Origin of the sequence: Rhizobium sp. L9 (assembly GCF_002531885.1) — a bacterium.
Taxonomy (GTDB): domain Bacteria; phylum Pseudomonadota; class Alphaproteobacteria; order Rhizobiales; family Rhizobiaceae; genus Rhizobium.
In genome coordinates, this window is the sequence record NZ_NWSZ01000038.1 from 25,308 (window position 1) to 51,418 (window position 26,111).

At 61.8% G+C, this 26,111-nt stretch carries 28 protein-coding genes; 14 read left to right on the forward strand and 14 right to left on the reverse strand.

Annotated features, from left to right (window positions below; genetic code table 11):
• Position 1: 1 nt before the first annotated feature.
• The 3 genes from cobT to CO660_RS29345 are packed head-to-tail and all read left to right on the forward strand — an operon-like array spanning position 2 to position 3,575.
• On the forward strand, positions 2-1,903 hold the full coding sequence (gene cobT / locus CO660_RS29335) for a cobaltochelatase subunit CobT (protein ID WP_097601562.1): 1,902 nt from the start codon (positions 2-4) through the stop codon (positions 1,901-1,903).
• 21 nt (positions 1,904-1,924) lie between these two features.
• Positions 1,925-2,950: an esterase-like activity of phytase family protein gene (locus CO660_RS29340; RefSeq protein ID WP_097601563.1), complete on the forward strand. Its 1,026-nt coding sequence runs from the start codon at positions 1,925-1,927 to the stop codon at positions 2,948-2,950.
• A 58-nt stretch (positions 2,951-3,008) separates the two neighbouring features.
• Positions 3,009-3,575, forward strand: a complete 567-nt coding sequence (locus CO660_RS29345; RefSeq protein ID WP_097601564.1) for an AAA family ATPase — start codon at positions 3,009-3,011, stop codon at positions 3,573-3,575.
• On the opposite strand, the gene CO660_RS29350 is transcribed toward CO660_RS29345, so the two are convergent.
• Both CO660_RS29350 and rpmB read right to left on the reverse strand, forming a co-directional pair.
• Complete coding sequence (locus tag CO660_RS29350; RefSeq protein WP_097601565.1) at positions 3,572-4,207, reverse strand: VUT family protein; 636 nt, start codon at positions 4,205-4,207, stop codon at positions 3,572-3,574. The two genes, CO660_RS29345 and CO660_RS29350, sit on opposite strands and share 4 nt — an antisense overlap.
• Before the next feature lie 109 nt (positions 4,208-4,316).
• Positions 4,317-4,613 carry a 50S ribosomal protein L28 gene (gene rpmB, locus CO660_RS29355; protein WP_008527777.1) on the reverse strand — a complete coding sequence of 99 codons (297 nt, stop codon included), beginning with the start codon at positions 4,611-4,613 and terminating at the stop codon, positions 4,317-4,319.
• Positions 4,614-4,853: 240 nt separating this feature from the next.
• On the opposite strand from rpmB, the gene CO660_RS29360 reads away from it, so the two are divergent.
• Both CO660_RS29360 and CO660_RS29365 read left to right on the forward strand, forming a co-directional pair.
• A complete protein-coding gene (locus CO660_RS29360) occupies positions 4,854-5,633 on the forward strand; it encodes a DUF3108 domain-containing protein (RefSeq protein WP_097601566.1) in 780 nt (259 codons plus the stop codon).
• Positions 5,634-5,663: 30 nt separating this feature from the next.
• Positions 5,664-6,554: an EamA family transporter gene (locus CO660_RS29365; RefSeq protein WP_097601567.1), complete on the forward strand. Its 891-nt coding sequence runs from the start codon at positions 5,664-5,666 to the stop codon at positions 6,552-6,554.
• Positions 6,555-6,557: 3 nt separating this feature from the next.
• Here the strand turns inward: CO660_RS29365 and CO660_RS29370 are convergent, their stop codons facing one another.
• Positions 6,558-6,980: a cupin domain-containing protein gene (locus CO660_RS29370; protein WP_097601568.1), complete on the reverse strand. Its 423-nt coding sequence runs from the start codon at positions 6,978-6,980 to the stop codon at positions 6,558-6,560.
• Entirely contained in the window at positions 6,980-7,750 is a 771-nt protein-coding gene (gloB, locus tag CO660_RS29375; RefSeq protein WP_097601569.1) for a hydroxyacylglutathione hydrolase, read from the reverse strand. The genes CO660_RS29370 and gloB overlap by 1 nt, the downstream gene beginning before the upstream one ends.
• Before the next feature lie 53 nt (positions 7,751-7,803).
• Between gloB and CO660_RS29380 the strand changes: the two genes are divergently transcribed.
• The 4 genes from CO660_RS29380 (at position 7,804) to CO660_RS29395 (ending at position 11,188) form a co-directional block, all read left to right on the forward strand.
• The gene (locus tag CO660_RS29380; RefSeq protein ID WP_088390792.1) at positions 7,804-8,580 is read left to right on the forward strand and encodes a class I SAM-dependent methyltransferase; all 777 of its coding nucleotides are present in this window, start codon (positions 7,804-7,806) and stop codon (positions 8,578-8,580) included.
• Between the two features lie 122 nt (positions 8,581-8,702).
• Positions 8,703-9,800, forward strand: coding sequence for a histidinol-phosphate transaminase (gene hisC / locus CO660_RS29385; protein ID WP_176536408.1), 1,098 nt, complete (start codon positions 8,703-8,705; stop codon positions 9,798-9,800).
• Complete coding sequence (locus CO660_RS29390) at positions 9,797-10,723, forward strand: prephenate/arogenate dehydrogenase family protein (protein WP_085779639.1); 927 nt, start codon at positions 9,797-9,799, stop codon at positions 10,721-10,723. Before hisC ends, CO660_RS29390 begins: the two co-directional genes overlap by 4 nt.
• A gap of 9 nt (positions 10,724-10,732) precedes the next feature.
• Complete coding sequence (locus CO660_RS29395) at positions 10,733-11,188, forward strand: GNAT family N-acetyltransferase (protein ID WP_085779638.1); 456 nt, start codon at positions 10,733-10,735, stop codon at positions 11,186-11,188.
• On the opposite strand, the gene CO660_RS29400 is transcribed toward CO660_RS29395, so the two are convergent.
• The gene (locus CO660_RS29400; protein WP_097601571.1) at positions 11,185-12,201 is read right to left on the reverse strand and encodes a DUF2125 domain-containing protein; all 1,017 of its coding nucleotides are present in this window, start codon (positions 12,199-12,201) and stop codon (positions 11,185-11,187) included. The genes CO660_RS29395 and CO660_RS29400 overlap by 4 nt on opposite strands.
• 49 nt (positions 12,202-12,250) lie before the next feature.
• Between CO660_RS29400 and CO660_RS29405 the strand changes: the two genes are divergently transcribed.
• Positions 12,251-12,781 carry a gamma-glutamylcyclotransferase gene (locus tag CO660_RS29405; protein WP_097601580.1) on the forward strand — a complete coding sequence of 177 codons (531 nt, stop codon included), beginning with the start codon at positions 12,251-12,253 and terminating at the stop codon, positions 12,779-12,781.
• On the opposite strand, the gene CO660_RS29410 is transcribed toward CO660_RS29405, so the two are convergent.
• The 4 genes from CO660_RS29410 to ftsE form a co-directional block, all read right to left on the reverse strand.
• The gene (locus tag CO660_RS29410) at positions 12,782-13,579 is read right to left on the reverse strand and encodes a 1-acyl-sn-glycerol-3-phosphate acyltransferase (RefSeq protein ID WP_097601572.1); all 798 of its coding nucleotides are present in this window, start codon (positions 13,577-13,579) and stop codon (positions 12,782-12,784) included.
• An 87-nt stretch (positions 13,580-13,666) separates the two neighbouring features.
• Positions 13,667-14,383 (reverse strand): YdcF family protein, encoded by a 717-nt coding sequence (locus CO660_RS29415; protein ID WP_176536409.1) that lies wholly within the window; start codon positions 14,381-14,383, stop codon positions 13,667-13,669.
• Between the two features lie 67 nt (positions 14,384-14,450).
• The gene (locus tag CO660_RS29420; RefSeq protein ID WP_097601573.1) at positions 14,451-15,470 is read right to left on the reverse strand and encodes an ABC transporter permease; all 1,020 of its coding nucleotides are present in this window, start codon (positions 15,468-15,470) and stop codon (positions 14,451-14,453) included.
• Positions 15,463-16,122, reverse strand: coding sequence for a cell division ATP-binding protein FtsE (gene ftsE / locus CO660_RS29425; protein WP_097601574.1), 660 nt, complete (start codon positions 16,120-16,122; stop codon positions 15,463-15,465). Before ftsE ends, CO660_RS29420 begins: the two co-directional genes overlap by 8 nt.
• 206 nt (positions 16,123-16,328) lie before the next feature.
• Between ftsE and CO660_RS29430 the strand changes: the two genes are divergently transcribed.
• The 3 genes from CO660_RS29430 to CO660_RS29440 all read left to right on the forward strand — a co-directional run bounded on the left by CO660_RS29430 (position 16,329) and on the right by CO660_RS29440 (position 18,150).
• Positions 16,329-16,982 (forward strand): hypothetical protein, encoded by a 654-nt coding sequence (locus tag CO660_RS29430; RefSeq protein ID WP_097601582.1) that lies wholly within the window; start codon positions 16,329-16,331, stop codon positions 16,980-16,982.
• Between the two features lie 129 nt (positions 16,983-17,111).
• Entirely contained in the window at positions 17,112-17,654 is a 543-nt protein-coding gene (gene hpt, locus CO660_RS29435) for a hypoxanthine phosphoribosyltransferase (protein WP_064805282.1), read from the forward strand.
• Positions 17,655-17,790: 136 nt separating this feature from the next.
• Entirely contained in the window at positions 17,791-18,150 is a 360-nt protein-coding gene (locus CO660_RS29440; RefSeq protein ID WP_010028815.1) for a response regulator, read from the forward strand.
• A gap of 33 nt (positions 18,151-18,183) precedes the next feature.
• Here CO660_RS29440 and CO660_RS29445 read toward each other — a convergent pair whose 3' ends face one another.
• The 4 genes from CO660_RS29445 to argH form a co-directional block, all read right to left on the reverse strand.
• Complete coding sequence (locus CO660_RS29445) at positions 18,184-20,853, reverse strand: TIGR02302 family protein (RefSeq protein ID WP_097601575.1); 2,670 nt, start codon at positions 20,851-20,853, stop codon at positions 18,184-18,186.
• Positions 20,854-21,121: 268 nt separating this feature from the next.
• Positions 21,122-22,390, reverse strand: a complete 1,269-nt coding sequence (gene lysA, locus CO660_RS29450) for a diaminopimelate decarboxylase (protein WP_097601576.1) — start codon at positions 22,388-22,390, stop codon at positions 21,122-21,124.
• 12 nt (positions 22,391-22,402) lie between these two features.
• Positions 22,403-22,597, reverse strand: coding sequence for a lipoprotein (locus CO660_RS29455; protein ID WP_003582619.1), 195 nt, complete (start codon positions 22,595-22,597; stop codon positions 22,403-22,405).
• 149 nt (positions 22,598-22,746) lie between these two features.
• Complete coding sequence (gene argH, locus CO660_RS29460; protein ID WP_097601577.1) at positions 22,747-24,150, reverse strand: argininosuccinate lyase; 1,404 nt, start codon at positions 24,148-24,150, stop codon at positions 22,747-22,749.
• Positions 24,151-24,174: 24 nt separating this feature from the next.
• Between argH and CO660_RS29465 the strand changes: the two genes are divergently transcribed.
• Positions 24,175-24,837 carry a TlpA disulfide reductase family protein gene (locus CO660_RS29465; protein WP_097601578.1) on the forward strand — a complete coding sequence of 221 codons (663 nt, stop codon included), beginning with the start codon at positions 24,175-24,177 and terminating at the stop codon, positions 24,835-24,837.
• Between the two features lie 173 nt (positions 24,838-25,010).
• Here CO660_RS29465 and CO660_RS29470 read toward each other — a convergent pair whose 3' ends face one another.
• The gene (locus tag CO660_RS29470) at positions 25,011-25,892 is read right to left on the reverse strand and encodes a 3-hydroxybutyryl-CoA dehydrogenase (protein WP_064805274.1); all 882 of its coding nucleotides are present in this window, start codon (positions 25,890-25,892) and stop codon (positions 25,011-25,013) included.
• Positions 25,893-26,111 lie beyond the last annotated feature (219 nt).

The following is a 26,111-nucleotide window of genomic DNA, read 5'->3' on the forward strand; positions in this document are numbered from 1 at the left end:
CATGGCAGCTCGCGGTGACAATTCGAAAGCAAAGCCCGGTGCGCCCGTCGACGTCGAGCCGTTGCGCCGGGCGATATCCGGCTGCGTCCGCTCGATCGCCGGCGACGGCGATGTCGAGGTGACCTTCGCCAACGAACGGCCTGGTATGACCGGCGAGCGCATCCGGCTGCCGGAGCTTTCCAAGCGGCCGACGGCGCATGAGCTGGCGGTCACCCGCGGGCTAGGCGATTCCATGGCATTGCGCCTCGCCTGCCATGACGAGAAGATGCATACGACGATGGCGCCGCAGGGCTCCGACGCCCGAGCGATCTTCGATGCGGTCGAGCAGGCGCGTGTCGAATCGATCGGGACGCTGCGCATGGAGGGCGTGGCGGCGAACCTGCGTTCCATGACGGAAGAGAAATATGCCAAGGCGAATTTCACCGGCATCGAGCGCCAGGAAGACGCGCCGATCGGCGAAGCCGTCGCCATGATGGTGCGCGAGAAGCTGACCGGCCAGCGTCCGCCTGCCTCCGCCGGCAAGGTGCTCGATCTCTGGCGCGGTTTCATCGAAGACAAGGCGGGGGCTGAACTCGGTAACCTGTCGGGTGCGATAAACGACCAGCAGGCCTTCGCCAAGGTCGTCCGCAACATGCTGTCGGCGATGGAAATGGCCGAGGAGTATGGCGACGACGACAGCGAAGCTGACAATGACGATCAGTCGGAGCAGGAAGACCAGCCGAGCGGCGAGGAGCAGGACCAGGACGAGGTCGACGAGGATGCCGGTACCGATGCCGCCCCGGTCGAGGACAGCGAGGTTTCCGACGAGCAGATGGAGGACGGCGAGACTGAAGGCGCCGAAATCTCCGACGACGACATGATGGAAGAGGGCGAGGACGATTCGGAAACGCCTGGCGAGACCCGCCGCCCGAATACGCCGTTTGCCGATTTCAACGAAAAGGTCGATTATCACGTCTATACCGAAGAGTTCGACGAGATCATCACCGCTGAGGAACTCTGCGACGCCGCCGAGCTGGAGCGCCTGCGCGCCTTTCTCGACAAGCAACTGGCGCATCTGCAGGGCGCGGTCGGGCGCTTGGCCAACCGGCTGCAGCGCCGCCTGATGGCACAGCAGAACCGCTCCTGGGATTTCGATCTGGAGGAGGGCTATCTTGATACGGCGCGGCTACAGCGCATCATCATCGACCCGATGCAGCCGCTCTCCTTCAAGATGGAGCGGGACACGCAGTTCCGCGATACGGTCGTCACCCTGCTCATCGACAATTCCGGCTCCATGCGCGGCAGGCCGATCACGGTAGCCGCCACCTGCGCCGACATTCTCGCCCGCACGCTGGAGCGCTGCGGCGTTAAGGTCGAGATTCTCGGCTTCACCACGAAAGCCTGGAAGGGCGGGCAGGCGCGTGAAACCTGGCTTGCCGGCGGCAAGCCGCAGACGCCGGGTCGTCTCAACGACCTTCGCCACATTGTCTACAAATCGGCCGACGCGCCGTGGCGGCGGGCACGCGCCAATCTCGGGCTGATGATGCGCGAAGGCCTGCTCAAGGAAAACATCGACGGCGAGGCGCTGATCTGGGCGCATAACCGCCTGCTCGCCCGCCGTGAACAGCGCCGCATTCTGATGATGATCTCGGACGGCGCGCCGGTCGACGATTCGACGCTGTCCGTCAATCCGGGCAATTATCTCGAGCGGCATCTGCGCGCCGTCATCGAGCAGATCGAGACGCGCTCGCCCGTCGAACTGCTGGCAATCGGCATCGGTCACGATGTGACGCGCTACTATCGCCGCGCCGTGACGATCGTCGATGCGGACGAGCTTGCAGGCGCGATGACCGAACAGCTCGCCTCGCTCTTCGAAGATCAATCCGCCCAGCCTCGCGGCGGCCGGTTACGCCGTGCCGGCTGACGCGGGAAGGAAACATATCGAATGATGGTCAAGCGCCTGTGCCGCGCGGCATCGATCTCGCTCTGCCTGGCAGGGGGAGCTTCCGCGGCTATGGCCGGCGACGAGATACCCATAATTAGCCGGCAAATTACCGATTTCAGGATCGGATCGTCGGAGACGACGTTCGGCTCGCTGGAATTTCTCGGCGGGCTGGAGATGGTTTCCAGCCGAGCGTTGTTCGGCTCGCTTTCCTCCATCCGTTTCCGGCAGGACCAGAAACACTTCATCGTCGTGCTCGATACCGGCCAGTGGCTGACCGGCAGCATCGAGCGCGATGCGAGGGGCAGGCTTTCAGGCCTTTCTCAGGTCGAGATCACCCCGATGAAGAACCGCGCCGGCCGCAGCCTCGAGGGCAAGGGCTATATGGATGCCGAGGGCGTGGCGCTCGACGGCGACCGGATATTGGTCTCTTTCGAGCAAAATCATCGCGTCGACGTTTATCCCGATCCCGGCTTTGCCGCATCGCGCGCGACCGCTACCCTGCCGATCCTCATCCCGCGCCAGATGCTGAGCGACAATCGCGGTATCGAAACCATAGCCGTGGCACCCGCCTCCAGTCCGTTGAAGAGCGGCGTGGTCATCGTCTCCGAGCGCGGTCTCGACAGCGAGGGCAATCGGATGGCGGCTATTCTCAGCGGCCCGCTGAAAGGGCTGTTCTCGATCAAACGCGATGGCAGCTTCGACGTCACCGACGGTGCTTTCCTGCCGGACGGCGACCTGCTGCTCCTGGAGCGGCGCTTCAACATGGCCGAAGGCATCGGCATGCGGCTTCGGCGCATCAAAGGCGCCGATATCCGGCCGCAGGCCGTCGTTGATGGCGAATTGCTGCTCGAAGGCAATTTCAACTCGCAGATCGACAATATGGAAGGGCTTGACGTGTTTCAGGCCGCCGACGGCACGACCCATATCATCATGGTGTCGGACGACAACCATTCGATCCTGCAGCGCAATCTGATGCTGGAATTCCGGCTCTCCGATAGCCGCATCCTCAGCGCGGCGTCAGATTGACGTCACATGTCCCGGCTATGCCATTGTCGCGTCGAGAGCAGCTTTCGGAGGGACAATCATGGTGCATATTCATATCATGGGTGCATCCGGTTCCGGCACGACTTCGCTCGGTCATACGCTTGCCGAACGGCTCGATATCGCCCATCTCGATACTGACGATTTCTTCTGGCTGCCGACCGACCCGCCATTCACGACGCCGCGTGACGCCGACGAACGCATTCGGCTGCTGCTTGCAGAAGCGGCACGGCATGACGGCTGGGTCCTCTCCGGATCGGCGCTGAAATGGGCGAGGCCGATCGAGCCGTTCTATGAACTGATCGTGTTTCTCAGGATCGAGCCGGAGCTGCGGATGGCGCGGATCCGCGCGCGGGAGATTGCCCGCTACGGAGACAGGATCGGGCCTGGCGGTGACATGGAAATCAAAAGCGGGGAATTCATGGAATGGGCGGCAAATTACGACACGGCCGGTCCGGAACGCCGCAGTCTTGCAGCGCATGAGCAATGGCTGGAAACGCAGACGGCCCCGGTCCTGCGGCTTGATTCGTCACGAGAGATCGATGATCTGGCTGCAGAGGTTCTGCTGCATCCCGCAATCGCCGCTGGCGCGGTCCGGCAGCGCCGTTAGCTGACGCGTGCGGGCTGCATCGGCCGCAGCACGTTCATCAGCGCGCCATAAGGCAGCAGCATCACGAGGCCGACGATCATCTTCACGGCGAAATCGCCGATCGCCCAGGAAATCCAGCGCGGGGCCTCGGCGGCGAAGATGCCGAGGACAGGAGCTGCTTCGAGCGCAAAGGGCTCGTTCGGGCCGAGGAAGACGAAAAACGCCGCAAAGGACAACGAGAAGAACATCACCGTGTCGAGCGCCGAGCCGATCAGCGAGCCCAAGAGCGGCGCGCGCCACCATGCCTGGCGGCGAAGGCGGTTGAAAACGGCGATATCGAGCAACTGACCGGCGAGATAGGCCGAGCCGGAGGCGATGGCGATGCGTGGCACCGAGGTGAAGAAGGACAGCGTCACGCCGACGACGAAGCCGGCAAAAACGACCTTGCGGGCTGCCTGCGGGCCGAACTGACGATTGGTCAGATCGGTGATCAGGAAGGCGATCGGATAGGAGAAGGCGCCCCAGGTCAGGATGTCGGCCAAGTTGATGCCCGAGACTTCGGCGTTCAGCGGAAACTGGACGAGGAAGTTGGAGGCGACGACGACAAGCGTCATCAGTGCGACATAGGCAAGCGTATAGCGGGTCTTCAGCATTTTTTTATCCTGGGTGATGCCACCAGTTGGAGTGCCCAGGCAAAGCAAAAGGCTTGTCCGGCATCATCCGTTCAAGCCTTTTGAAGCCGTATGAAAGAAGGTCAGAAGCTTACGCAGCAGCGGCTTCGGCGGTCTTCTTGACGATCTGACGGCGCAGCAGGCGCGCGCGCATCGACAGTTCGTTTTCGCTTGCCTTGATCAGGAAGGCATCGAGGCCGCCACGATGTTCGACGGAGCGAAGAGCCGCAGCCGAAACGCGAAGACGGTAACGCTGGTTGAGAGCGTCGGAGATCAGCGTTACCTGGCACAGGTTCGGCAGGAACCGGCGCTTGGTCTTGTTGTTGGCATGGCTGACATTGTTACCAGTCAGGACGGCCTTGCCGGTCAATTCGCACACGCGGGACATTGAACACCTATTCTTGTTTTTCTCGGGCCATCGAATTGCTATCCCCGGCAAAACCGGGCTCGCAATCCAACAGGCATGATTGGAAAGTTGCGGTTCTATAGTCAGAGAGGCTGCGCGCGTCAAGCCAAACCTTGGCCTTTCCCGCAATTCTGTCAAAAAGCTGCTGTTTTCTTCTCTTTACGGCAGGAGTATAGAGCGTTCGGCAGGGCTGCCGGCGCGCGGCAAGACAAGGCTTCACTCATGGCTCATTCGGGCAGACGCATTTTCATTTCGGCCATCGCCGCACTCCTTGCCATACCGGCATCGGCGGCCGAAATCCAGCATCAGACCGTCTATCGGGTGACGCTTGCCGGCCTGCCGATCGCGCGTGCGGCGTTTCTGACGCAGATCGAGGACGATCACTCTTACAAGATTGCCGGCGATATCAAATCCGCCGGGCTTGCCGATCTCGTCAAGACGATCTCGGCAAAGACCAGCGTCACCGGCGTCGTCCGTAACGATCGGCTGCAGGCGCTGAAATATTCGCTCTATTACAAGAGCGGCAGGAAGGCCCGCGTCTACGAGGTCAGCTACCGCAACGGCAACATCATCTCGGCAACGACGACGCCGCCGCCGAAACGGCCGAAGAACTGGATCGACGTCACGCCGGGCGACATGCGTTCGGTGCTCGATCCGATCTCCGGCCTTGTTTTCACCGGGGATACCAAGGTCTGCGCGCAGACGCTGCCGATCTTCGACGGCGAGACGCGCATGGACCTCGTGCTTTCGCCGAAAGGCGACGAGGATTTTTCGACCGACGGCTTCAAGGGCAAGGCGGTCGTCTGCGGCGTGCGCTTCGTGCCGCGCTCCGGCTACAAAAAAGGCCGCAAGGACATCGACTATCTCAGCAAGAGCGACCGCATGGAGATCTGGTTTGCCAAGTCGGAGGCGGCCAATGTATATGCTCCGGTCTATGTGCGCATTCCCACGGAATATGGAATGGTGACGATCACTGCCGTCAAATATGGCAGTGTCAGCTGACGGAGCTTTCGCCTCCGTGAAGGGGGACAGGTGAAGCTTCGTGCGACGGTGGTCGGTTTTACGGCTATTCTGATGTGGTCGTTCCTGGCACTGCTGACGGCCGGCTCCGGAAAGATGCCGCCCTTCCAGCTTTCGGCCGTCTGCTTTGCGATCGGCAGCATTCCCGGCCTCGTCATGCTTGTCCTCAATCCGGCGCGGCTGGCGTTGCTGAAGCAGCCGCCAAAGGTCTGGATAACCGGTATTGCAGGCTTGTTCGGCTATCATTTCCTCTATTTCACCGCGCTCAGGAACGCGCCGGCGGTGGAGGCGGGACTGATCGCCTATCTCTGGCCGCTCTTGATCGTGGTCGGCTCAGCGCTGCTGCCGGGCGAACGGTTGCGCTGGTATCACGTGGCGGGCGCGCTTGCCGGGCTTTGCGGCACCTTCCTGATCGTCGGCCGCAACGGCATCGATTTTGACGGCGCCTACGCGGTCGGTTATGGGGCTGCCTTCCTCTGCGCCTTCACATGGTCGGGCTATTCGCTGCTGACCAGGCGTTTCGAGGCTGTCTCCACAGATGTCGTCACTGGCTTCTGCCTTGCGACCTCCATCCTGTCCCTCTTCAGCCATCTCGGCCTGGAGGTGACTGTCTGGCCGGAAACCAGCGTCGAATGGGTGGCCGTCGTCGGACTCGGCCTCTTCCCGGTCGGGGCGGCCTTCTATGCCTGGGATTACGGCGTCAAGAATGGCGATATCCAGATTCTCGGCGCGGCAAGTTATGCCGCGCCGCTGCTTTCGACGCTCATCCTGACGTTGTTCGGATTTGCCGAGCCGAGCTGGCGCATTGCTCTCGCCTGCCTGCTCGTCACCGGTGGAGCGGTGCTCGCCGCCCAGGAAATGTTCCGCCGCAAAATTCCGGCGCAATCTGCGGCAGCGGAGTAGCCCTCAATCGCCCGGCTTCCAATCCGCCGGCGCCATCTCAAAGCTCGAAAATTCGAAGCCGGGCGAGACAGTGCAGCCGACCAGGGCGAAGTCGCCGAGCGGTTCGGCCGATTGCCACCAATTGGCGGGGATGATTGCCTGCGGCCGCTCGCCGGCGGCAAGGTCTGTTCCGAGCGTCAGGGTTTCGCTTGTCATCCCGTCCTGCGAGCGGTGCAGAGCCAGCGGTGCGCCGGCGTAATAATGCCAGACCTCGACCGCGTCATGGACGCGATGCCAGTGCGAACGCTGTCCTTTTGTCAGCAGATAATAGATCGCCGTCGAATGGCCGCGCTCTCCACCCGCCGTGTCGCGGAACGTCTGCACGTACCAGCCGCCTTCGGGATGCGGCTGCATGCCGAGCTCGCGAATAATCTTCTCAGGCGACATCAGAAATTGTCCTTGCGCTTGCGGATCTCGGCAAAGACCTCCTCATTCGTCTTGCCTTCCATGATCAGATTGCGGCGGATCGCGGGATCGGCGGCGCGCAGAAACGGGTTGGTTTCCTTTTCCAGCCCGAGCGTCGTGGGGATGGTGAATTTGCCTTCGGCGCGCCGAGCTTCGATCTCGGCAGCGCGGCTTTTCAGGCGCTCATTGTCGGGATCGACCGTCAGTGCGAAGCGGGCGTTGGACAATGTATATTCGTGGCCGAAATAGACAGCGGTCTCGTCCGGCAGCACCGCGAGCTTCTGCAGGGAATGCCACATGTCGGCGGCGGGGCGTTCGAAAAGGCGGCCGCAGCCGAGGGCAAACAGGGTGTCGGCGGCAAAGAGCAGCTTGTCGTCGACGAAGTGATAGCAGATGTGACCGGCGGTGTGACCGGGGGTCTCAATGACCTTGACCGTGTGATCGCCAAAAAGAAAGCTGTCGCCATCGGCCATCGTTCGGTCGAGACCGGGAATGGCGATGGCCTCGTTGATCGGGCCGATGATCTCGCAGCCGAATTGCTCCTTCAGCGTCAGGTTTGCGGCGACATGATCGGTGTGGTGATGCGTGGTGAAGATGTGGGTGATCTTCCAGCCGCGCTGTGTTGCCGCTTCCAGGATCGGCGCCTCCTCCGGCGCATCGATCGATGCGGTAAATCCTGTCTCCGGATCGTGCACGAGCACGCCGAAATTGTCGGTGCGGCAGAGAAAAACGTCTAATTCCAAAGGTTTCATCTTCAAACAATCCCTTGTCCCACGACTCTCGCGGGAATGTAGAGACTCCGGCCTTGAAGTCCAACCGCCCGCTGATAACATTTATCGCGATGCACGCAGATATCGTCGACCTTCGTCAGTTCTACCACTCCGACCTCGGGCGTCTTGCCGAGCAGTCGATCGCCATGGCGCTCTCCTCGCTGTGGGTGCGCCTGCCACAGGAGCGTCTCGTCGGGCTCGGTTATGCCGTGCCGTTCCTCGATCGCTTCCAGGCCGATACCGAACGCACCTTCGCCTTCATGCCGGCCGGACAGGGGGCGGTGAACTGGCCGATGGGCTCGCTGTCGTCGACGACGCTGATTTTCGATGAGGAACTACCGCTGCCGGATTCCTCGATCGACCGGGTGCTGATGGTGCATTCGCTCGAGTTTGCGGAAAGCCCGCGCGAGACGCTGAAAGAGCTTTGGCGGGTGCTGGCACCGGGCGGGCGGCTTGTTATCGTGGTGCCGAACCGGCGCGGGGTCTGGGCCCGCATGGAGCACACGCCCTTCGGCTCGGGCCGGCCCTATTCCCGCGGTCAGCTGACGCATCTGCTGCGCGAGACGAATTTCACGCCGGGTGCGACCGCCGAAGCGTTGTTCTTTCCGCCCTCGAAACTCAGAACCATCCTGCGCCTTCGCCGCGCCTTCGAGCGGATCGGCCGCACTTTATGGCCAGCCTTTTCGGGTGTCATCATCGTCGAGGCGCAGAAGCGGCTCTATCAGGGGTTGCCGGTCGCCGCCCGCGCCTCCCGCCGTGTCTTCGTGCCCGTTCTCGCGCCGCATGGCGTACCGACCACACGCAACAGCTGAAGAGCGTGGGACATTCTCCGGTTGCTTGTGTCACGCCCATGCCTCTCGACAACAATCACATTCCGCTTTAATGCCACTTGGTCATTTTCCGGAAAATCCAAGGTCGACCCATGAGCGTTGAGATGAGCAAGCCCGTTCCGCGTCCCGGTATTCTCGATATCGCATCCTATGTGCCGGGCAAGGAACATGCGCCGGGTGTCGCCCGCGTTTACAAGCTCTCCTCCAACGAGACGCCGCTCGGCGCCAGCCCGAAGGCGATAGAGGCCGTCAAGGCAGCTGCCGACAATCTGGGACGTTATCCCGACGGGCAGGCGGTCGAACTGCGCGAGGCGATCGCCGCTGTACATGGCCTCAATCCGGCAAACATCCTCTGCGGCAATGGTTCCGACGAGCTGCTCGGCCTGTTGTGCCATGTCTATCTGGGCGCCGGTGACGAAGGCATCATCACCGAGCACGGCTTCCTTGTCTACAAGATCCAGATCATGGGCACGGGCGCCATGCCCGTCATCGTCAAGGAGAAGGACTATACCGTCGACGTCGACGCGATCCTGGCGGCGGTGACGGAAAGGACGAAGATCGTCTTCATCGCCAATCCCGGCAATCCCACCGGTACATACGTTCCCGTCAGCGAGATTCGCCGCCTGCAGGCCGGCCTGCCTAAGCATGTCGTCCTCGTGCTCGATGCGGCCTATGCCGAATATGTACGCCGCAACGATTATGAAGCCGGCATCGAGGTCGTATCGTCCAGTTCCAACGTGGTGATGACCCGCACCTTTTCGAAAGCCTACGGTCTTGCGGCTCTGCGCGTGGGCTGGATGTATGCGCCAGTGGAGATCGTCGACGCCGTGAACCGCGTACGCGCTCCGTTCAACCTGAATGCGGCCGCGATCGCCGCCGGTGCCGCGGCCATCCGCGACCAGGCCTTCGTCCAGCAGGCCGTCTCTTTCAACCAGATGTGGGTGGAGACGCTCACGGAGGCTCTCGAAGCGATCGGGCTGAAAGTGACGCCGTCCGTCGCCAATTTCGTCCTTATCCACTTCCCCGACATCGATGGAAAGCGCGCGGCCGATGCCGACGAGCTTTTGACGAGCCGCGGCTATATTCTCCGCGCCGTGCGCAGCTACGGCTTTTCCAATGCGCTGCGCATGAGCATCGGTCCGGAAGAGGCCAATCGCGGCGTCATTGCCACGCTGCGTGAGTTCATGGGACGGCAGGCATGAGCGTGCTGTTCGATCGCATCGCGCTGATCGGCATCGGCCTGATTGGCTCTTCGCTCGCCCACGACATCAGGCGGCTCGGGCTTACCAAGGAGATCGTCGTTGCGACACGTAGCGCCGAGACGTTGAAGCGCGCCGAAGAGCTCGGTCTCGGCGACCGCTATACGACCTCTTCGGCCGATGCTGTTCGAGATGCCGACCTCATCATCGTTTCGGTTCCGGTCGGCGCTTCGGAAAGCGTGGCGAAGGAAATCGCCGGCAATCTCAAGCCCGGCGCTATCGTCACCGATGTCGGTTCCACCAAAGCATCCGTCATCGCGCAGATGCAGCCGCATATGCCCGACAATGTGCATTTCATCCCCGGCCATCCGCTGGCCGGCACGGAAAAATCCGGCCCGGATGCCGGTTTCCCCGGCCTCTTCGAAGGCCGCTGGTGCATCTTCACGCCGGTTGCCGGCACCGACGAGACGGCGCTGAAGCGGCTGCGCGGCTTCTGGGAAGCGCTCGGATCGAAGGTCGACGAGATGGATGCGGAGCATCACGACAAGGTGCTCGCGATCGTTTCGCACCTGCCGCATATCATCGCCTACAACATCGTCGGCACCGCCGACGATCTGGAGACGGTGACGGAGTCCGAGGTCATCAAATATTCGGCCTCCGGCTTTCGCGATTTCACCCGTCTTGCCGCTTCCGACCCGACGATGTGGCGCGACGTCTGCCTGCACAATCGCGATGCGATCCTCGAAATGCTGGCGCGCTTCTCAGAAGATCTCGCCTATCTGCAGCGCGCGATCCGCTGGGGTGAAGGCGACAAGATTTTTGAACTCTTCACCCGCACGCGCGCGATCCGCCGCTCGATCATCCAGGCCGGCCAGGATGTCGACGCCCCCGATTTCGGCCGCCCCCACGCGCTGGATAAGAAGTAGACTCTCGCGATGGTGGAGGTGGCGAGCGCAAGTCAGGCGGATATCGACTGGCTGGCTCGCGAGGATGCCACTGCAGGCAAGGTGTGGGTATCGCGATGCGTCGCGCTTGGCGAATATCTCGTTGCCAGGGAGGCCGGCGAGATCGTCGGCTTCCTGCGCTTCTCCCGCTTCTGGGGCAGGGTTCCCTATATGGAGATGATCCGCGTTCTGCCCGGCCATCGCCGGTCGGGCGTCGGCACCGCGCTGTTTCTCGCCTGGGAAAGAGCCATGCGCGGCGAGGGCGCTCGGCTGCTGATGACGTCGAGCGAATGCGATGAGAGCCGGCCGCAGGACTGGCATCGGCGTAACGGATTTACAGAAACCGGTGCGATCGAGCTGCCTGGTCTGCAATCGGTGCCTGAGGTTTTTTTTATCAAGCGGATTGATTACGGCCTTTCCAGCACTCCAGCCCCGGAAAAGCCTTAGATCGGTGGGATCTGACCGAGCGGAATGAAGCCGCTGACGGTGGCATTGCCGCGATCGACGACGAGATCGACTGAGACCTTGTCTCTACCGCCGGCCAGCGCCTTCAGCATCTTCGTCGCCGTGTTGACGGTCGGAGCAAGATCCGGGAAAGCCTGTTTCAGGCTGTCGCCCCAGGGGCCGAGCCGTTCAATTTCCAGCTTGAACTTCCCGGAGAGAAAGCCTTGCTCGTCGAAGGAAAACGGACCGGTGAGCGTCATGACCTTGCCGTCGCCGATGTCGGCAACGATGCGACGCAGTTCGCCGGCAGAACCATTGAGGCCGTTCGGGTCGCTGCCGTCGATCAGGCCGGCCTTGCCGGCAATCGTGAGATCGATGCTGGCAGAGAGTTTCGGGAAGAGCTGCGGCCAGTCCTTGATCGCGGTGTTCGCATCCTGCAAGGAGATCGCGCCGTCGAGATCGGCGCCGTTCTGGCGCAGGTGAATTTCGGTGCGAGCCGCGTCGAAGCTGATGGTCTGGCCGGTATAGGAGGAGACCGCCGTCGCCTTCAGGCCCTCGATGACGGTCGAGCTGCGATCGATGCCCTGCAGCCTGGTCGTCAGGCTCGCCTGCAGATTCGTCCACTGAGCCGAGACCGAAAGGCCGTTTGTGGTGCGGATATCGGCGGGTGAATCGAGCTCCCAGACGATATGGCTCGGCGCATAGACCTGCGCGGCAGACCGCAATGCGCCGAAGGTGGCGGAGACGCCGTTGACATTGTCGTCGACATCCACCTTGGAGCAGAACAGACCGATGCGGAAAGGATAGCCGCGGAATTCGATATCGGAACATTCGCCGGTGACGCCGGCCTGATCGCGCGGCGCGATTGCTTTCAGCACCGTCGTTTTCAAGGCCGATGCGGCATAGAACCAGCCGCCGGTATAAAGCGCGATCACCAGGAGGATGCCTCCGCCCAGCAACAAGAATTTCTTGCTGTTGCCGGTTTGGCTGCTGCCGGATCGGCTTGACGCTGCCATGATGTTCTCCAATGGTGAATCGCAATGTGATTCCGGTCTGGCGTGGGATATGGACGAATTTTGGGTGTTTGGCTACGGCTCGCTGATGTGGAATCCGGGCTTCGAGTTCCTGGAGCGGGCAGAAGCTCTTGTGCATGGTTACCGACGTTCGCTGTGCGTCCGATCCTTCGTCCATCGCGGCACCCCGGACAATCCCGGCCTGGTTCTCGGCCTCGACAGGGGTGGAGCATGCCGTGGCATGGCGTTTCGTGTTTCGCCGCAGAAATGGGACGAGGTGATCGATTATCTCCGCGCCCGCGAACTCGTCACCAATGTCTATCTGGAGCGCCGGGTTCGGCTGCAGTTTGCCGGCGGTCGCCGAACGGAAGCGGTTACCTACATCGCTGATCGCGACCACGAGCAATATGCCGGTACGCTCGATGCGCTTGCGGCCGCGCGGGTGGTGAACGAGGCCAGGGGGCAGTCAGGCCCGAACGACGCCTACGTCTTCAACACGCTTGCGCACCTGAGACAGATGGGCATTCGCGACCCGTGGCTGGAGCAGGTCGGCAACGAGGTGGAGCGGCTGCGGGCCGGCTGATCAGTCCGTCGCCGCCCTCACTTTGCGCAGCTCTGTCAGCCGAGCGACCGCTGTCGGCGGCAACGGCAGATGCGGATTACGGTCGACGGTGTCGATGAGGAGCTCGTCGCTTGCCCGTTCCGTGACCTCGATCAGATGAGCGAAGAAAGCATCGGGATCCATTCCCGGCATGATCGGCGGCAGGATCCTGACCTTGAAATGACCGGGATAACGGCGGACGCTCCGCCGCGGCCAGAAGAGGCCTGGATGCATCGCAACCGGCACGACGGGAATGCCAAGATCGCGGTACATGCGGGCGATGCCGTATTTATAGACCGGCTCGGCACCCGGCGGGCGGCGGGTGCCCTCAGGATAGATGATCAGCTGGCGACCGGTCGAAAGCTCCTCCCTGGTGCGTTTCAGCACTTCCACCATCACCTTGCCGCGGGCGCCGCGGTCGACCGGGATCATGCGCTGCTTCTTCGCATACCAGCCAAAGAGCGGAATCCACATCAGCTCGCGCTTCAGGATGTAGACCGGATCCTTGAGATCAGGCAGCAGCGCATAGGTGTCCCAGAAGGACTGGTGCTTCGGCGCCAGGATAAAACTGCCCTCAGGTAGGTTCTCCAGCCCCTCGATCTCGAAGGTCGTGCCGACGATCATGCGCATCAGCCAGTGGTTGGAGCGCGCCCAATTCTTTGGGATCTCATAGGCGGTCAGCCGCGGCACCACGAAATAATAGGGCGAGAGCACGATCATCCGGACGATGAGATTGGCATAGAAGATCGTGTTGAAGAGGACGGAACGCAGGGCGATCATGAAATTATCCCGAGGCATGCTCATGCGACCGGCCTACACGATATTGCCCGTGATAAAAAGCGTTTGATGCCGCCCCGATGCAAAAGCTCAGTCTGCGGCGGATACACCTGCCGAGCGCAGTCCGGTGTGACGGCCGAAGCCGGTGATATTGCGAGCACCCGTTAACAGCACCTTTGCATATTCGGCGAGCATGACCCGCATCGCGTTCGGGTCGGTAAACCAGTTGCGGGTCTTCAAGTCCGAATTGACCACCGGATAGGGGATAAACTCGATGTCCGGATCGACATAGGAGAGTTCTGCGAGGCTGCGCGGCATATGATAATTGTTCGTGACAACGAGAACGCTTCTGTATCCCCTGGCGTGGATCCAATTGGAGGTTTCCTCGGCGTTGCCGATCGTGTCTATCGCATCGTGGCCGATATCGACGCAGCAGGAGAAAAGATCGGCCGAGCCTTGCGTCATCTTGCGAATCTGCGCCGGCGTCGTCGTCGGATGGACGCCCGAGATCAGCAGTCGTTTGCCCGCCCCCTTCTGCAGCAGTTCCACGGCCTGGTCGATACGCTGGTAGCCGCCTGTCAGCACGACGATCGCGTCTGCCTTGGGCTCGGCCGGAGGCTTGAGCGTTGTCACGGAATCGGCAAACCGCAGAAAGCCGCCGAACACCAGGGCGATTGCCAGAACGCAACCAAAGCCGCCCCAGCGCAGCAGGCGGCGGATCGGACCGCGCCGCGGCGGCAGGCCCGCCGGACGATCAAGCTCCGGGTCCTGCCGAATCGGATTGCGTGTCGTATCGCCCATGGTCATGAATCGTGATTATACGCTGATTGCGGCGCGGAACAGACGCTTTCACGATAAAACGGCATGGTCACGATCAACTTGCGATGCCGTCGGTGCGTGTCGGGTCCGAACGCAATGTATCGATTTCATAGATCGTCCGCATGACGGTCAGCCGCGCCGTGACGGTCGTCAAGAGTGCGATGACGATCATTGTCGCGAAGATGCCGGCATAACCGAGGACACCAACGGAAAAGGTGCCGAACAGCGCCGTTGCCTGATCCGTCTCCGGCGTCGCCAACGTACGGCTTTGCCAGAAGCCGGCGCTAGCGAAAAAAAGAGCGGCAAGCGCGCTGCCGATCGCCGAACCCTTAAGGCTGATCTTCAGGAAATGCTTCTGAAATTCGGTGGCGACGAAGGAGCTTTCGGCGCCGACGAAATGCAGCACTTCGACGATGTGCCGGTTGCCCGACAGAGCGCCGCGCGTGGCGAAGACGACGGTCAGCACCATTGCCGAGAAGACCAGAAGCAGGACGCCGGTGCCGATCAGCACCGTCGTGTGCGCCATGGAGACCAGCCGGTCAACCCAGGTGCGGTGATCGTCGAGGCTCGCCTGCGGAATGCTGTCCTTGAGGAGCCCTCGCATTGCATCGAAATCCGGCGGACTGTTTTCGTCGATGGTGATGACGACGAGACGGGGAACAGGCAGATCCTTGAGATCGAGGCCGGGGCCGAGCCAGGGTTCGAGTAGCCGGGCGGTGGCTGCCTTGTCGACAATCTGGCCGCTTTTGGTGCCGACGAATGTCAGCGCCAGGTCGCGTGCCTGCGTCAGCGCTTTTTCCATATCGAGATTGTCGTCCGGCTTGATCTGGATGGTTATCTCGCGGGAGATCTGGCTCTCCCAGCTTGCCGCCGTCGAACGCACCATGCTGACGCCGCCGAGCGTCAGGCAGGCAAGAAAGGCCATGATCGATATAACCACCATCAGGGCGTTGCCCTGGATATTGGAGGGCGGCAGGATCGGCGCGGTCGGGCGCACGCGCATTTCCGGCCGCTTCTGCTGAACGGCAGGCTGAGCCGGCGCCTTCTCTCGGTTCCTGGACGGGGGTTCAGTCATAGATATCGAGATGCCCCTCCGAGAGGATCATACGGCGGGCTTCTACCTGTTCCATCAGCGCCAGATCATGGGTGGCGATGACAACCGCCGTACCAAGCCGGTTGAGTTCGAGGAAAAGATTGAGCAGGCGCCTTGCCATCGGCGGGTCGACATTGCCCGTGGGCTCGTCGGCCAGTAGGACTTCCGGCCGGTCCATCAGCGCCCGTGCAATGGCGGCGCGCTGCTTTTCCCCACCGGAGAGGACCGGCGGCAGCACGTTGATGCGTTCGCCGAGCCCGACCCATTTCAAGAGTTCCAAAACGTCGGTTTTGTAGGAGCTTTCCTCCTTGCCGCGCACGCGTAAGGGCAAAGCGACATTCTCATAGGTCGTGAGATGGTCGAGCAGGCGAAAATCCTGGAAGACAATGCCGACGCGCCGGCGCAGCAGCGGCAGTTCGGGCCGGGGAATTTCGGAAATGTCGCGCCCGAACATGCGGATCAGACCACGTGTCGGCTGCAGCGACATGAAGAGCAGCCGCAGCAGCGAGGTCTTGCCGGCGCCGGATGGGCCCGTCAGGAACTGAAAGGATTTCTTCGGAATGTCGAAGGTCATGTCCCGGAGGATTTCCGGGCCCATGCCATAGCGCAAACCGACATTCTCGAAGTGGATCAACGGGCAGCTCAGTCTGTTCTTGGTTTCACCGCGTGACTTGTTAACCAACACCGTTAACAGCCGGTAAAGTTTGCCGAAAAGACGCCCGTTTAATGGCAATCTTTGCGAAGCATTAACCATTAAAATTTACGACTGAGCAGGATTCGTTTCAATGCCAAGATTTCTTGCGGCAGCGAAACCATGTGGACATCTGCGAGGCAGCCACCATGGAAGCATCCTCCTTCAGCCGCCGTACGCCGGGCCAGGCCTATGATTTCCTGCCGCCCGAACCCGTACGCCGCCAGTATCGTTCGACACGTCCTGCTGATGTCTCCGACGCCGAATTCGTGACGGTCGGCAAAACCCGGCCGAAGGACTTCAGCACCAAGATCCATAACGACAACGGCGGGCGCATGGCGGCAGCGCGCGTCGCACGGCCGCCGCTCCTGTCGGCGATGGCTGCTTCCGCTCTGCGAAGGGCGGAATCCTGGCTGCAGCGAGCGTCGCCGCGCAGTTTCGCGGTGCTGGTACTGGCGCTCGCCGTGCTCGTTTTCGGGCTCGCAGGCGGCTTTTCCGGCCTTTCCGCCGCGGGCGCCTCCTCCGGAGCGCCGCTGCATTTCACCCATGTCACCGTGACGCCGCGTGATGCGAACGGCATGCGTGTGCTCGTCGTCAACGGCATCATCGAAAACGAAAGCGGCACAACGCAGACGGTGCATCCGATCCGCGCCGATCTGGTGACCGACGAACGACTGACGGCAAGCGTCGTCATCGATCCGCCCGCCGACGTCATCTACGACGGCCAAAGCCGTGGCTTTTCAGCCCGCGTCCAGCACGCCGGCGGAAAATTGCCGGAGGTCCGGCTTTCTTTCCTGCCGTAGAAATAACGGGTTTCGTGATGGCTTTCCGCCACAGGACGCACCAATCCCGTTGATTTCATGAGCGGCGAGGCTGTTTCAGGCGCGCATATGTGCTAACGGCTTACCCTTCTTTTCATGGAGCAAGCCCTTATGCCTGTCGTGCGCGGAAAAAATATCGAGCCGCTCTTCACCGCCGAGCAGATCGCGGAGCGCAATCATGCGATGGCGCGGGAGATCGCCAACGGTCCGACCAAGGACCTGCTCGTCATTGCCGTGCTCAAGGGCTCCTTCATCTTCGCCGCCGACCTGATCCGCGCCCTGCACGACACCGGACTTGCCCCCGAGGTCGAGTTCATCACGCTGTCGAGTTACGGCACCGGCACCGTTTCGCAGGGCGTGCGCATCGTCAAGGATATCGACAGCGACGTACATGGCCGAGACGTCCTCCTGATTGACGATATTCTCGAGTCCGGCCGGACGCTGCTCTTTGCCAAGGAACTGCTCTTCGAACGTGGCGCGCGCAACGTGACGATCGCCGTGCTGCTCGACAAGCGGGTCAAGCGCAAGGAAAAGCTGGAGGCCGATTATGTCGGCTTCGAATGTCCCGATTACTTCGTCGTCGGCTACGGCATGGACGTTGCCTATGCGTTTCGCGAACTGCCTTTCGTGGGCGTAGTGACCGGCGACGCCTGAGGGAATGCAGGCGTCGCTTCATTGCCGCGTGAAGACGGGTTGTTAACCATCTCGCCTATCGCTTCGCCATCTTTACCGATCGAAAAGGAAAGTCTGGTGATTTCCGTCGCGGGGCTGAAGACGGAGCAATGCACATATGGCAAGAATTCTGATTACGGAAGACGAGGATTCCCTGCGGTCTTTCGTAGCCCGGGCCTTGCGGCTTGACGGTCACGAGACCGATGAAGCGGCTGACGGCGCCGAGGGGCTGGAGAAGCTGAAGGACGGGGTCTACGATCTGCTGCTGTCGGACATCCGCATGCCCGTGATGGACGGCATCGAACTCGCCCATCAGGCGAAGGACGCCTTCCCCGCTTTGAAGATCCTGCTGATGACCGGCTATGCCGAGCAGCGCGAGCGCGCCGACGATCTCGCAGAAAAAATCATCGACGTCGTCGCAAAGCCATTTGCGCTTCCCGATATCCGCAAGGCTGTCGCCCGGGCACTTGTCGCTTAAAGCGCACGCCTATCTTTGACGGCGGTATAAGGCTTACTGGATGTCCAGAAGCCGTTCGAGATACCGCCGTTCCATTTCCTGTGGCGGATTGTTGCCGAGCTTCTCGCGGATCGCATCGAGAATTTCGCGTGCGCGCTGAACGTCGATTTCGTCAGGCACCTTCACGCCATCGTTGTCGATATAGCCGTTGGTCATGCGCGGTCGCCCCAACGGATCCCGGCCGTTCTGATCGCCCTGGCCGACCTGGCCGTTCGGGCCTTGTCCCTGCTGGCCCCGCTGCGCCTGCATCATCTGGTTCATCATGTCGCGAGCGCCCTGGCGAAGGGCTTCCAGCGCACGGCCCTGGTTCTCGACGGCCGTGTCGCCGCGGCCCTGGCCGAGCTCGCGGCCGGCGCCGTCCATCTCGCGTTGGGCCTGGCCGAAGCCCGGGCCGGGCTTCATGCCCATTTCGCCGAGTTTCTTCTGCAATTCCCCGAGCTGCTTGCCGAGGGCATCCTGCTGGGCGCGCAACTGCTTCAGCGCTTCTCTGAGCTGCTCGGCGGTCATCTGGTCGGAAGGTTTCTGGCCCTGACCTTGCTGGCTCTGGTCTTGCTGCCCTTGCTGCTGGTCCTGCGGTTCGCCATTCTCTCCCGGCATCATATCGTCGAGCAGCGGATCGTTTTCGCCCATATCGGATTCGCCACGCTGCATACGGTCCTTGAGCTGCTGATCGAGGCGGAAGGTTTCTTCCATCAGCTTCTGCTGATCGCGCAGGATCTCGCCGAGCTTGTCGATCTGCTTGCGGGCTTCGCTGTTTTCCTGACCCTGCTGGCCCCGCTGCGGCCGGCCGGCCTGCAGGTTGTTCATCATGCGCTGCAATTCCGACAGCATCTGCTGTGCCGCGTCGCGATTGCCGGAGCGGGCGAGATTCTCGATCTGGTCCATCATCCGTTCCAGATCCTGCTGGCGCAGGATGTTCTGCGCGTTCTGGTTCGGCTGCATCGTCGGGGCATTCTGCATGCGTTCGGCAAGCTCCGTCAGATAGTCCTGCATCGCCTTGCGCAGCTCATCCATCAGCTTCTTGATCTCTTCGTCGGGCGCGTTGCGGTCCAGTGCGTCTGCAAGCTTCTGCTGGGCTTCACGCAGCTTGCGCTCGGCAAGCGAAAGATCGCCGTCCTCCATGCCGAGCGCGATTTCCCAGAGATACTGGGCAGTATCCTTCAGCGCCTCCTCGCCTCTTGCCAGCTTCATGCGGGCCAAGGCCGATTCCAGCAGCAAGTAGTTGGTAAGCTTGGGGATGGTCTCCTCGGGACGGATGGTCAGCGCCTCGTTCAGCGCGATCGCCTGCGGCATCTTGCGGGTATCGAGCGCGAAAACCTGCCGTTCCTCGGCGACAGCTGCGGCAAGCGGCTCGTTGAAGGGTCGCGACGGCAGCGTCATCTCGTAGGGCGGGCTGCGGCCGGTCTGGCCGGCGGCATCCTTGGCGACGAGGGTAATGCGCACCGGCTTGCCGGCAAGCGGATGTTCGGTCAGATTCCGGCTGGTCACGCCCTTGGCGTCGCGGGCGTTGCGACGGGGAATATCCAGCCGGTACTCCGGCAGCGGATATAGCGGCGTCGCCGTCGCATCATTTTCCAGAGGAACGATCTCCGCATGGGCCTCCTGGACACCGTAATCGTCCTTGACGGTGAAGCCGATTTCCAGCGCGCCGTTGACGCTTGCCTTCGGCATGCCGTCAAAGGCGATTTCAGGCGCCTTGTCAGGCAGCACGTCGAAGCTCCAGCGGCGGCCGTTGACTTCGAGCGCGCCGTTTTCCTCAAGCTTCATCACATGCGTCTGCGCGATGAGGGCATTATTGGCAGGCGCGCCGGCCGTCGGCTGCTCGCCGGCAGGCGCGCTTGCCTGCTGTGGCTTTGCGTCAGCCTGCACGGCGATATCCCGCGCCTCGCCGTTCGCCTTGCGGAACACGACCTTTTCGGCCGTCTTTCCGCCGCTGACGCGCACGGTGAGGCCGGAGAACTGCGGAACGCCGATCGGCGCCTGTTCGCTGCCGTCGGCGGTCAAGTAAACCGGCGCGCGACCGGTATAGGAGGGCGGCGTCACCCAGGCATCGATGCGCACCGCCGGATCGACCGCCACCTGTTCGGGCGCTGACTGCAATGCGTCACTGACCGAGCCACCGTTGAGCGACAGCGAATAGCCAAAAGCGGTGACAACAAGCAGAGCAGGGATGGCGCGCAGGGCGAAGCGGTCATGTGCGGCGATATCAGGCCGCGGCATGCCGGCATCGAGTGCTGCGATCTTTTCGGCCATGCGCACCTGGTGCTCACGCCAAAGTGCCCGCGAAAAGGGTGTGTCGTAGGCCGGCTCGTCTTCCTGGACGGCAACCGGCTGGTGCGGCAGGCCGTTGCGCTCTTCCAGCATGCGATCGGCTTCAGCGGTTTTCGGCCAGCGCAGATGGCGGAAGGGAACAAGCGAGACGAGGAACGCCGCGGCAAAGGCGATCAGCAACAGGATGCGCAGCCAGTCCGGCACGTTGCGGAAGATACCGAACCAGGAGGCCGAAAGATAAATGGCGACGATGGAGAGGACCGGCATCAGCAGCGGCAGCAGTTGCTCGAAGAAAAGCACGGTGCGCGCCAGCAGGCGTTTCGTCGTTACCAGCCGGGCAAGCGAGGGACGGAGCGCAAATGCACCCTTCCTCTGCCTTGAGGGGCTTGTCATCGGTCCGGTCTCCGCGATCTGGCGTTCTGGTACAGAGGGCGCTTCCGGCGATTGCGGGGCAATACGCTCATGAACGAAAGGATAACACTCTTTGTGGCGAAGGCGAGGGCGAACGGGCAGGAATACCGCCTTTTCACGTTTATTCGCCGAAAAGTGATGGTGCTGCTAAAGCGCGCCGCGATCTTTCAGATTCGCTTCTTGCGCTTTAGCTCTATGCTTTACGGATGTCGTTAACGCAAAATCGCTTCACACTTTCGAGCGGCATGCTCTAGTCGAGCCAGGCCGGAACGGAATCGAGGCTGATCAGCTCGGCATAGGTCCTGCGCGGGCGGATCACATGAAAATCGCTGCCCCTGACCAGAACTTCGGGCACCAGCAGGCGGCTGTTATAGGTGCCGGCCTGCACCGCGCCATAGGCGCCGGCAGTGCTGACGGCCATCAGGTCGCCGGGCTTCGGCATCGCCATTTCGCGGTCGAGCGCCAGATAATCGCCGGTCTCGCAAACGGGGCCAACCACGTCGGCGCGGATGCGCGGCGCGTTTGCTGCCGATATCGTCACCGGACGGATCTCGTGATAGGCCTCATAGAGCGTCGGTCGAATGAGGTCGTTCATCGCACCGTCGACGATGACGAAAGTCTTCTCGCCGCCGTCCTTAACATAAAGAACTTCGGTCACGAGAATGCCGGCATTGCCGACGATTAGGCGACCGGGTTCGGTGACGATCTTGCAGTTCAGGCCGCGAAGCTGGTTCTTGACGATCGCCGCATAGGCATCGGGCAGCGGCGGCGGATTGTTGTCATCCTTATAGGGAACGCCAAGGCCACCGCCGATATCGACGTGATGGATGGAGTGGCCGTCGGCACGCAATGTCGCGACGAGATCGCGCAGCAGCTTGAAGGCGTCGTCGAAGGGCTGCAGCTCGGTGATCTGGCTGCCGATATGCATGTCGATGCCCGTGACTTCGATGCCGGGCAGCTTGGCGGCATGGGCATAGATGGCGCGGGCGCGATCCCAGGAGATGCCGAACTTGTTTTCCTTCTTGCCGGTCGAGATCTTCGCATGCGTCTTGGCATCGACATCCGGATTGATGCGGAAGGAGACCGGCGCCTTCTTGCCGGCGTTGACGGCGCGCTGGTTAAGAATCTCCAGCTCAGGCTCGGATTCGACGTTGAAGCAGTAGATGCCAGCCTCGAGGGCGAAATCCATCTCCTGCGGCGTCTTGCCGACGCCCGAAAACATGATGCGGCTCGCCGGAATGCCGGCGGCAAGTGCACGGCGCAGTTCGCCTTCCGAAACGACGTCGATGCCGGCGCCGAGGCGTCCCAGGGTCTTCAGCACGGCTTGGTTCGAGTTCGCCTTCATCGCATAGCAGACCATGGAGTCGACATCGGCGAAGGCTTCCGAGAAGACGCGATAGTGGCGCTCCAGCGTTGCGGTTGAATAAACGTAGAACGGCGTGCCGACCGCCTTGGCGATCTCCGGAACGGGGACGTTCTCGGCGTAAAGGATGCCGTCGCGGTAATCGAAATGGTTCACGGGGTGCGCGCCTTAAAGGAGGGGGTCAAGGAGGAAGGGCTTGTCAACGGTGCCGGGCTGTTTCGTCGGCTTGGAAACGTCGCCTTCCTTCGTCGCCGCAGCACTCGGCGGATCGAGATCGCCCTTACGTCCGCATCCGGCAACGGCAAGGCCGATGACGGCGAGCACCGCCGTCAGGCGGATGAGGTGCGGCAAGCTCTTCTGCATGGATATCCTCTTGTGCGGCCTATGGCTGATATCGTTCATCGAACGACGGGATCTTCATAGCGAAGTTTCTCAGCCTTGTGCACCCTGATTGTTGGGCGGTTTCGAGCGCTGGCAGAAGGGCGAGGCGGCTTTCGGCCTGCCCTGTACCCTCAATTGCGGGCGCGCCAGAAGGCGATCTGCTTGCGGACTTCGGACGGGGCCGTGCCGCCGAAGCTCTTGCGGCTGGCGACCGAGGCTTCCACCGTCAACACGTCGTAGACCTTGTCGGTGATTGCAGAATGGATCGCCTGCAGGTCGGAGAGCGGCAGTTCGGCAAGATCGCAGCCCTTGCTTTCGGCGAGCGCCACGGCGCGGCCGGTGACGTGATGGGCATCACGGAAGGGCAGGCCCGCTTCGCGCACCAGCCAGTCGGCAAGATCGGTCGCCGTCGAAAAACCGGAGCCGGCCGCCGCCTTCATGCGCGCGGTGTTGACGGTCATGTCGCGCACCATGCCGGTCATGGCGGCAATCGCCAGTTCCAGGCTCTCGGCGGCGTCGAACACCTGCTCCTTGTCTTCCTGCATATCCTTTGAATAGGCGAGCGGCAGGCCTTTCATGATCGTCAGCAGCGCGATCAGCGAGCCGTTGATGCGGCCGGTCTTGGCGCGCACCAGTTCGGCTGCGTCCGGATTCTTCTTCTGCGGCATGATCGAGGAGCCGGTCGAGAAGGCGTCGGACAGGCGCACGAAACCGAATTGCGGGGTCGACCAGATGACGATCTCTTCCGCGAGGCGCGACAGATGCATGCCCGTGATCGCGGCGATCGCCAGGAATTCGATGGCGAAGTCGCGGTCGGAGACCGTATCGATGGAATTGCGGGTCGGCTCGCGGAAACCCAATGCCTTGGCCGTCATATGGCGATCGATTGGATAGCCGGTGCCGGCAAGGGCGGCAGCGCCGATCGGGCTCTCGTCCAGATGCTCGATAGCATGGCGCACGCGCGAGCGGTCACGGCCGAACATTTCGACATAGGCCATGCAGTGATGGCCGAAGGTGACGGGCTGGGCGGTCTGCAGATGGGTGAAGCCCGGCATGACGCTTTCGGCATGTTCCTCGGCGCGGTCGAGGAAGGCGGCGATCAGGCCGGTCAACATCCGTTCGGTCTTCTCAAGCTCTTCCTTCACCCAGAGACGGAAGTCGAGCGCCACCTGATCGTTGCGCGAGCGGGCGGTGTGCAGCCGGCCGGCCGCCGGACCGATCAGCGTCGCCAGGCGTGCCTCGATATTCATATGGATGTCTTCGAGCTGGCGGGAGAATTCGAAATTGCCGCTTTCGATTTCTGACAGGATCGTGTTTAGCCCGTGAACGATCTTGTCCTTATCGTCTGACGAAATGATCCCCTGATGGGCGAGCATCGTCGCATGGGCGACGGAACCACGGATATCCTGCGCGAATAGCTTCTTGTCGAAACCGATCGAGGCATTTATCTCCTCCATGATCGCGTCCGGGCCGGAGGCGAAGCGCCCACCCCACATCTGGTTGGAGGATTTGGTGTCCGTGTTGTTCTCGGCCATAAGATGCCCGTCCTGGAGAATGAAATGACGACGAAAAAACCCTTCGGCCTGCCGTCCGGAAAACTGATCGCAATCGCCGCCGTCGCAGGTGTCGTTGCAGGTGCGGCAGCGGTATACGTGAAGGAGACGGGCATTGGCAATGGCATCGGCAGTAGCGCTTCGGCCGAATGCCCGCAGGCAAAGGAGAGCGCCGCCAAACTGGCGCCGCTGATGAAGGGGCAGGTCGCCGCCATGGTTGCCGCCAACGAGCCGCGCAAACTGGCGACGGTTTCCTTCAACGGACCGGATGGTAAATCGCTGACGCTCGATCATTTCGCCGGCAAGACCGTGCTGCTCAATCTCTGGGCCACATGGTGCGTGCCCTGTCGCGAGGAGATGCCGGCGCTGAACGCGCTGGAAAAGGAAATGGGCAGCGACAAGTTCCAGGTCGTGCCCGTCAATATCGACACTGGCAATGATGAGAAGCCGAAGACTTTCCTTGCCGAGACCGGTGTCGATGCGCTGCAGCTTTACCGCGACAATACGATCGGCGTCTTCAACAGCCTGAAGAAGGAAGGTCTCGCTTTCGGCCTGCCGGTGACGCTGCTGCTCGACGACAAGGGCTGCCTGATTTCGGCCATGAACGGGCCTGCCGCTTGGGACAGCGAAGATGCAAAGGCGCTGATCAAGGGTGCGATCGGGTCGTGAGTGCGCTCAGGAGTCCCCATCTCCTCTTATGAGGAAGACGCCCGCGAGTCCGATAAGGACGCAGCATTGCAGCAGGAACATGGGTGTTTCGGTCGACATGGCATTCCTCCCGTTCCGGCAAGGAAAGCATTTAGCGGGCGTGCGGTCCACTCGCCCTTTCTGATGATCTCTGCTTATCGGGTCGGGACGGGCACTTCGCCACGATAATCGTAGAAGCCGCGGCCGGATTTGCGTCCGAGCCAGCCGGCTTCGACATATTTCACCAGCAGCGGGCAGGGGCGATACTTCGAGTCCGCCAGCCCGTCGTGCAGCACCTGCATGATCGAGAGGCACGTGTCGAGGCCGATGAAATCGGCAAGCTGCAGCGGCCCCATCGGATGGTTGGCGCCGAGCTTCATCGCCGTGTCGATGGCGTCGACGGTGCCGACACCTTCGTAGAGCGTATAGATCGCCTCGTTGATCATCGGCAACAGAATGCGGTTGACGATGAAGGCCGGGAAGTCCTCGGCGACGGTGACGGTCTTCTCCAGCGAGCCGACGAATTCCTTGGCGGCGGTGAAGGTCTTCTCGTCGGTCGCAATGCCACGCACCAGCTCGACCAGCTTCATCACTGGCACCGGGTTCATGAAATGTATGCCCATGAAGCGCTCGGCGCGGTCGGTGGCAGCAGCAAGACGGGTGATGGAAAGCGAAGAGGTGTTGGTGGCCAGCAGCGCTTCCGGCTTCATCACCGGGCAGACCTGGCTATAAATCTTGCGCTTGACGCTTTCGTCCTCGGTGGCCGCCTCGATGACGAGATCGGACGGGGCGAGATCGTTGACATCGGCGGAGCCTGATATGCGCGACAGGGTCGCCTTGCGTTCCTCGTCGGTCATCTTGCCGTTCGTCACCAGGCGGGCGAGATTGCCGTTGATGGTGGCGAGGCCGGATTCGATGCGGTCCTGCGAGAGATCGTAGATGTGAACCCTGTAACCTGCGGCGGCCGAAACATGCGCGATGCCGCAGCCCATCTGGCCAGCACCGATAATACCAATATTCTTCAACACCGCATTCATCTCCAAACCCCCGCCGGCAGTCGCCCCCGCGTTGCCGTATTATATTAGCAATACTGCCGGACGAAAGATCGCCCGGCAGTAAGTAGTAGACCGATAAAAGACAATTTTCCAGTCATTCGCAAGTGCGAAAGAAAGGCATTTGCCTCGCTCAGAGCGCCTTTTGCAATTCCGGCAGCGCGTCAAAGAGATCGGCGACGAGGCCGTAGTCGGCAACCTGGA

Excerpts from the sequence above, each read along its gene's own strand:
- cobT (WP_097601562.1), top strand. The coding sequence starts at position 2 with ATGGCAGCTCGCGGTGACAATTCGAAAGCAAAGCCCGGTGCGCCCGTC.
- CO660_RS29340 (WP_097601563.1), top strand. The coding sequence starts at position 1,925 with ATGATGGTCAAGCGCCTGTGCCGCGCGGCATCGATCTCGCTCTGCCTG.
- CO660_RS29345 (WP_097601564.1), top strand. The coding sequence starts at position 3,009 with ATGGTGCATATTCATATCATGGGTGCATCCGGTTCCGGCACGACTTCG.
- CO660_RS29350 (WP_097601565.1), bottom strand. The coding sequence starts at position 4,207 with ATGCTGAAGACCCGCTATACGCTTGCCTATGTCGCACTGATGACGCTT.
- rpmB (WP_008527777.1), bottom strand. The coding sequence starts at position 4,613 with ATGTCCCGCGTGTGCGAATTGACCGGCAAGGCCGTCCTGACTGGTAAC.
- CO660_RS29360 (WP_097601566.1), top strand. The coding sequence starts at position 4,854 with ATGGCTCATTCGGGCAGACGCATTTTCATTTCGGCCATCGCCGCACTC.
- CO660_RS29370 (WP_097601568.1), bottom strand. The coding sequence starts at position 6,980 with ATGTCGCCTGAGAAGATTATTCGCGAGCTCGGCATGCAGCCGCATCCC.
- gloB (WP_097601569.1), bottom strand. The coding sequence starts at position 7,750 with ATGAAACCTTTGGAATTAGACGTTTTTCTCTGCCGCACCGACAATTTC.
- hisC (WP_176536408.1), top strand. The coding sequence starts at position 8,703 with ATGAGCAAGCCCGTTCCGCGTCCCGGTATTCTCGATATCGCATCCTAT.
- CO660_RS29390 (WP_085779639.1), top strand. The coding sequence starts at position 9,797 with ATGAGCGTGCTGTTCGATCGCATCGCGCTGATCGGCATCGGCCTGATT.
- CO660_RS29395 (WP_085779638.1), top strand. The coding sequence starts at position 10,733 with ATGGTGGAGGTGGCGAGCGCAAGTCAGGCGGATATCGACTGGCTGGCT.
- CO660_RS29400 (WP_097601571.1), bottom strand. The coding sequence starts at position 12,201 with ATGGCAGCGTCAAGCCGATCCGGCAGCAGCCAAACCGGCAACAGCAAG.
- CO660_RS29405 (WP_097601580.1), top strand. The coding sequence starts at position 12,251 with ATGGACGAATTTTGGGTGTTTGGCTACGGCTCGCTGATGTGGAATCCG.
- CO660_RS29410 (WP_097601572.1), bottom strand. The coding sequence starts at position 13,579 with ATGATCGCCCTGCGTTCCGTCCTCTTCAACACGATCTTCTATGCCAAT.
- CO660_RS29415 (WP_176536409.1), bottom strand. The coding sequence starts at position 14,383 with ATGACCATGGGCGATACGACACGCAATCCGATTCGGCAGGACCCGGAG.
- CO660_RS29420 (WP_097601573.1), bottom strand. The coding sequence starts at position 15,470 with ATGACTGAACCCCCGTCCAGGAACCGAGAGAAGGCGCCGGCTCAGCCT.
- CO660_RS29430 (WP_097601582.1), top strand. The coding sequence starts at position 16,329 with ATGGAAGCATCCTCCTTCAGCCGCCGTACGCCGGGCCAGGCCTATGAT.
- hpt (WP_064805282.1), top strand. The coding sequence starts at position 17,112 with ATGCCTGTCGTGCGCGGAAAAAATATCGAGCCGCTCTTCACCGCCGAG.
- CO660_RS29440 (WP_010028815.1), top strand. The coding sequence starts at position 17,791 with ATGGCAAGAATTCTGATTACGGAAGACGAGGATTCCCTGCGGTCTTTC.
- CO660_RS29445 (WP_097601575.1), bottom strand. The coding sequence starts at position 20,853 with ATGACAAGCCCCTCAAGGCAGAGGAAGGGTGCATTTGCGCTCCGTCCC.
- CO660_RS29455 (WP_003582619.1), bottom strand. The coding sequence starts at position 22,597 with ATGCAGAAGAGCTTGCCGCACCTCATCCGCCTGACGGCGGTGCTCGCC.
- argH (WP_097601577.1), bottom strand. The coding sequence starts at position 24,150 with ATGGCCGAGAACAACACGGACACCAAATCCTCCAACCAGATGTGGGGT.
- CO660_RS29465 (WP_097601578.1), top strand. The coding sequence starts at position 24,175 with ATGACGACGAAAAAACCCTTCGGCCTGCCGTCCGGAAAACTGATCGCA.
- CO660_RS29470 (WP_064805274.1), bottom strand. The coding sequence starts at position 25,892 with ATGAATGCGGTGTTGAAGAATATTGGTATTATCGGTGCTGGCCAGATG.